This window comes from Alteromonas sp. 14N.309.X.WAT.G.H12 (genome assembly GCF_036697315.1).
In the GTDB taxonomy this organism is placed as follows: Bacteria; Pseudomonadota; Gammaproteobacteria; order Enterobacterales; family Alteromonadaceae; genus Alteromonas.
In genome coordinates, this window is the sequence record NZ_JBAHZB010000160.1 from 1 (window position 1) to 5786 (window position 5786).

At 49.8% G+C, this 5786-nt stretch carries 3 protein-coding genes; all 3 read right to left on the bottom strand.

Annotated elements, in window-relative coordinates:
- Positions 1-85 precede the first annotated feature (85 nt).
- Positions 86-3199, bottom strand: coding sequence for an efflux RND transporter permease subunit (locus V5298_RS19510; protein WP_332933100.1), 3114 nt, complete (start codon positions 3197-3199; stop codon positions 86-88).
- Entirely contained in the window at positions 3192-4238 is a 1047-nt protein-coding gene (locus V5298_RS19515) for an efflux RND transporter periplasmic adaptor subunit (protein ID WP_332933101.1), read from the bottom strand. The genes V5298_RS19510 and V5298_RS19515 overlap by 8 nt, the downstream gene beginning before the upstream one ends.
- A 121-nt stretch (positions 4239-4359) precedes the next feature.
- A partial coding sequence (locus V5298_RS19520) for an ABC transporter transmembrane domain-containing protein (RefSeq protein WP_332933102.1) occupies positions 4360-5786 on the bottom strand: 1427 nt, incomplete at its 5' end.

The window sequence follows — 5786 nt, forward strand, 5'->3', positions numbered from 1 at the left end:
ACCGCGCACAACCCGCAGAGCTCAATTAATTCTCATACAACAATCACGTCACATGAGCCATGTGACGTGATTGTTTTGACGTACATTACGCGATTTGCTTGTTGTCTGCGTCGTTTAGCTCTTCTTCCAGTCGATGGGTTTCATCGGCCCGAGGTTTGGTAAACCGCGCCAAGGCTAAGTAGAGTACGGGCGTGAGATACAAAGTAAACACCACCGCAATACCCAGACCACCAAAAACCACCCAACCAATGGCATTGCGGGCCTCTGCGCCTGCGCCAGTAGAGAGAATAAGGGGCAAGCCGCCTAAAATGGTAGACACCAAAGTCATCATAATCGGGCGCAAACGCACTTTACCGGCTTCTACGATGGCATCGTAAACGGTATGGCCCTGATCACGGAGCTGATCGGCAAACTCAATCAGCAAAATGGCATTTTTTGCCAATAGGCCAATCAGCATAACGAGCCCTATCTGTGAGTAGATATTGATAGACGTCCCTGTGAGGTAGAGCGCGTAAATGGCCGCCGCAATACCAAAGGGAACAGTCAGCATTACCACGATGGCACTATTGACACTTTCAAACTGCGCCGCAAGAACCAGCAGAACAATAATAAAGGCCAGGATATAGGTTAGCGCCACCTGTTGGGAGGTTTCTTCAAAGGTTTGTGCTTCCCCTAAAAATACTAATCCTATGCCTGGTGGCAAGGTGTCACTGGCGAGCTCCCGTAGTTGATCCACCGCTTCATTTATGGGGAAGTCTTCCGGCAGTTCCATTTCCACTTTAATGGCCCGGCGCTGGGCTTGACGTTCTAACTCCGCCGCCACCCCTTCTTCAGTGATATAGGCAACGCTGGAAAGGGGCACGAGCGCCCCTGAGGTCGATTTCACATATAAACTGGTGAGATCTGACGGCGCACTGGTATTGCGCTCGCTGGATTGAAGCATAATAGGAATGGCTTGGTCGCCTACATTTAAATCCGCAATATCATCGCCATTTACAGCGGCTCTTAATGTGGCTGATATGTCACTTAGTGGCACACCGAGCTCTTCTGCTCTGCGTCTGTCGATGTTGACCCGCAATTGTGGCTGGGTAGGTTCATAACTGATGCGAGGGCTGCCTAGTTGGGGCATGGTGGTTTCAATCGCGGCGGCAAAATCCACTGCCGCATCATAAATTTCGTCGTAGCTGTTACCCGTTAGCGCCACTTCTAAGCCGCCTCCTTGCCCACGCAAGTTGAGGCTGTTGCCACCGAAGGCGTTGCCAGGCGCGCCAGGGATGGCTTGAAGTTTTGGTCGGATTTGCTCCACGATATCTTGTAGTGATTGATCCCGCTCATCCCAGTGCTTCAAGGGAACGGTAATAAATACAATGTTAGGATCCCAACGGCCCACCACGGTATAAACGGAATCAATGGTGCCATTTTCCACATACGGATAAAGCACCTCTTCCATTTTGTTTGCCTGGCGATCCATAAAGTTTATGCCAGCGCCATCAGGCCCACGGGCAAAGATGCGAATGGTGCCCCTGTCTTCACTGGGTAGCAGTTCATTATTAATGTGCTGGGCGGTAAACCAGGCACCGGCGGCGGCCAGTAAACTTAGCAACACGATCACGACACCATGCTTCAGTGACCACAGTAATGAGCGTTGATAGAGATGAAGACAACGGGTACCAAAACGGCCTAAGGTTAGGCTAAATAGGCTTTTACCTTGCTTTTGCTTAACCGGCAGACGAGCGGTAAGGGCAGGGACTAACGACAAAGCCACAAAGGATGAAATGATCACTGCGCCTGCCAATACACCGCCAAACTCACGAAACAGTCGACCGGCCGTGGAGGGTAAAAAGGCAATAGGAATAAAAACAGAGGCTAACACGGCCGTGGTGGCGACTACGGCAAAGAATACTTCCCGAGTTCCGATAACGGCAGCGGCGCGGGCGCCCAGTCCCATACCTCGACGACGCTGAATGTTCTCCGAAACCACAATGGCATCATCCACAATCATGCCGGTGGCCAGTACCAGTGCCAATAACGTGAGAATATTAACCGAAAAACCGAGTAGCCAGATCACGCCCAGTGCACCGGCTAAGGATACGGGGATGGATAAGGCCGGAACGATGGTGGCCCGCCATGAACCGATAAAGACCAGTAGGGTAAATACAACCAGTAATACGGTAATACTCAGCGAGGTGACGACTTCGCTGACGGAATCGCGGATAAACTCGGCATCATCGGCTGTTACAACGATGTTCATATCCGTAAAACGTTTATTTAAGTCACTGACCATGGCCATGACTTCGTCAGAGATCTCTATGGTATTGGAACTGGCTTGTCGAATGATCCCCAAGCCAATAACGGGTTTACCATCAAGGCGTACTAGACTGGTGCTGTCAGCCGGGCCAAAATAGACACTGGCCACATCGCGGATTTGAACATCGCCAGCGATGACAATACTGGCTACATCATCGGCACTGATGGAAGTGGCATCGGCACGCACGATGAGTGATTGATCGGTGGATTGAATACTGCCTGCAGGTACATCAAAGGGCGCAAGTTCTAAGGCGGTGGCCACATCGGTCATGGACAGGTTAAAACTGGTTAGCCGTAATGGATCGACGGACACCCGTAAGACTCGCTCTCTGTCACCGGTTAGCTGCACATCCGCCACACCGGGAATACTTAAAAACAAGGGAGCAATATCCGTATCAACCCGCTCGGTTAAGGTTTCCATATCAAGGGTGCTACTCGATACCGCCAGACTTACCACTGCTTGGGCATCGTTATCGGCGCGAATAATGGAAACTTGTTCCACATCTTCAGGTAACTGTCGTTGCACCCGACTCACCGATTCGCGGGTTTCGTTGGCGGCATCTTCTAAATTAATGCCAGCACGAAATTCCACGCGTACCCGCGCCGAGCCTTCCTCACTTTGCGCATAGATATTCTTAACACCACTGACCCGTGCTACAGCCCCTTCCAGACGGCTGGTAACTTCGGCGTCAACGGTCTCTGGGGAACCGCCAGGATATTCGGCGGTCACCGTTACAGTGGGCGTATCCACATCGGGTAATTCCCTGACTTCAAGCCCATTTAGGGCCGCAAACCCGGCAATAATAATCAGTAAGTTTAATACGACAATAAGGACCGGTCGACGAATCGACAGGGAGGGTAAGTCGCTACCTTGTTGGGAATGTTTAACCATTTTGTACACCCTGGGCCAGCTCAGTGGTTATGGGTTGCCCTTCCCGCAGTCGCTGAATGCCTTCAGCAATGAGCATGTCACCGGGTGATAAATCGCCGGATACAAGAATAACTCCCCGTAACCGCTGGTGAACGTTAACATCCACGCGTTTTGCTTTATTGTTTTGTGCAATCCAAACGTAGGCGCCTGTGGCCCCCCATAATAATGAGGCTTCTGGAACAGCGGCAAATTCGTTGCCGTTAATTTCCAGTTTAACTCTAAAGCTCATTCCAGGACGAAAGTTATCCGTGTTGTTATCCAAAATGGCCCGGGCACGTAAGGTACGATCGATGTCGTTGATTCTGGAATCTACTTCTGCAATTTCAGCCGGCAGGGTCTTTGAGCGGTTACTCCACGGCTCCAGTGTTACTGTAGGTTGGTTTAGGAGCACGTTTAGCGCGGTTTCTGGCGCACGAAAATCAATAAATAACTTACTTCTGTCATCTAACGTGGTGATGGCGGTGGTGGTGGTAATACGATCGCCGACTTCCACATCCGTTAGGCCAACAACACCACTAAAAGGCGCAACAATTGTGCGGTCTTCCAAATCAGCATTGGCTTCTTCCAGCGTCACTTGTGCTAGATCGCGGGTTGTTTGGGCTAGATCCAATTCGCTTTGTGGGATGGCGCCTTTTTCACGGCTTTCCAGTAAGCGTTTAAAAGTACGCTCTGCATCCAGCAATTGTAATTCTGCCCGACGTACCGCCACTTTTTGTCTGCGATCGTCGAGTTTCACTAGCACCTTACCTTTTTCTACATATTGCCCAGGGACAAAGTTCACCGCGATGACTTCATCGGATACGGCAGGATAAAGGACAATTGAACGCACGGCTTCGGCGGTGCCTACCGCTTCCACGTCGCGCTTTTCATATTGAAAAGTAATTTCTTCAAGTACCACAAGTTTAGCTTGGGTATCGCCAAAGTACTGAGCATTTGACAGTTGACTGGTTGTCGCAAAAAGCAATCCTATTGCATAAATTGCTACTGATTTTAATCGCATTTTTATGTGTTCCACTGGAGGGTGTGAATTTATCGTTTTCTATTAATTCGAAACGTAAAAATCACACCGCCATTCTGTTATTAACATTCTATTTCCCAAAGTGTATACCACCATAGCAACGTCAGGTAAGCAATTGCAGTTCAGCGTACTCTCGGTACAGCATATCGTTTTCCATCAGTTCATCATGCTTTCCTGTATTTAAAATGCGACCTTTGTCTAGCACGATTATACGATCGACGTGTTTTACTGTGGCTAATCGATGGGCAATGACAATGCTGGTTCTCCCTTCCATCAGCTTATTTAATGCTTCTTGCACCATTTTTTCACTGCGGGCATCAAGGGCACTGGTGGCTTCGTCTAATAAAAGAATAGGGCGATCCGCCAATAACGCCCGGGCAATGGCAATACGTTGTTTTTGGCCGCCGGATAATTTCACCCCCCGTTCGCCCAACTGGGTGTGGTAACCGTATTCGAGTTCTTCTATAAATTCATGAGCAAAGGCGGATTTGGCCGCTTGTCTAACATCATCTTCACTGGCGTTGCTATTCCCGTATCGAATGTTCTCCATCACCGAAGTGGCAAGCACCACAGGCTCTTGGGTGACAATGGCAATGTGAGAACGTAAGGTGGTTAAAGCCAGATCCGTAATGGGGGTTTGATTGAGTAAAATGGCGCCGGACTGAACATCATAAAAGCGAAGCAACAGCTGAAATAGGGTGGTTTTTCCCGCGCCACTGGCACCCACAAGTGCCACTTTTTCACCAGGTGCAATAGTCAGCGAGAAATCTTCAAACAGGGCAGTGTGCCCATAACCGAATTTGATATTCCTTAAGGTGATGGCCGGTGGTGTTGAAGGAGGACTTTTTTGATTCAGGGGCCCCGGTTTGATGTCTGGTTCGGCGGCTAAAAGGGCGAGTAACCGTTCGCTGGCACCTACACCGCGCTGAACTTCGCCAATCACTTCACTGACGGTGGCAATACTGCCGCCTGCCATGACCGCATAAAATAAGAAGGCGGACAGTTCACCTGCCGACATGGCGCCAGTGAACACTTGTCTGGCGCCAAACCAGGCAATCATCACAATGGCACTTAAACTAAATAACATGATTAAGCCAATCAGTAGAGAGCGAAAATGAATGCGCATTTTTGCGGTAGACATGGCGGCTTCCACGCCGTGAACAAAGGCTTTATCTTCTTGCTGCTCCGCGGTAAAGGCTTGTACGGTCATGATTTCATGTAGGGTTTGATCAATATGGGCGCCCAAATCAGCGATTCTGTCCTGGCTCTTTTTGGCGTAAAGCCGCACTTGTGGTGCCAGTAACCGGATGGGAATAAGGATAGTAGGTACAGCAAGAACAACACAAAGGGTCAAAGCCGGGCTGGTAAATACCATTAATATCAGCGCTCCGGTTAAGGTAATCACCGAGCGAATGGCCATGGATAAACTCATGCCCACCACGGTTTGTAAAACGGTGGTATCGCTGGTAAAGCGGGAAATCACTTCCCCGGTACGCAACTCGGCAAAAAAAGAGGGGGGCAGGGTTAATA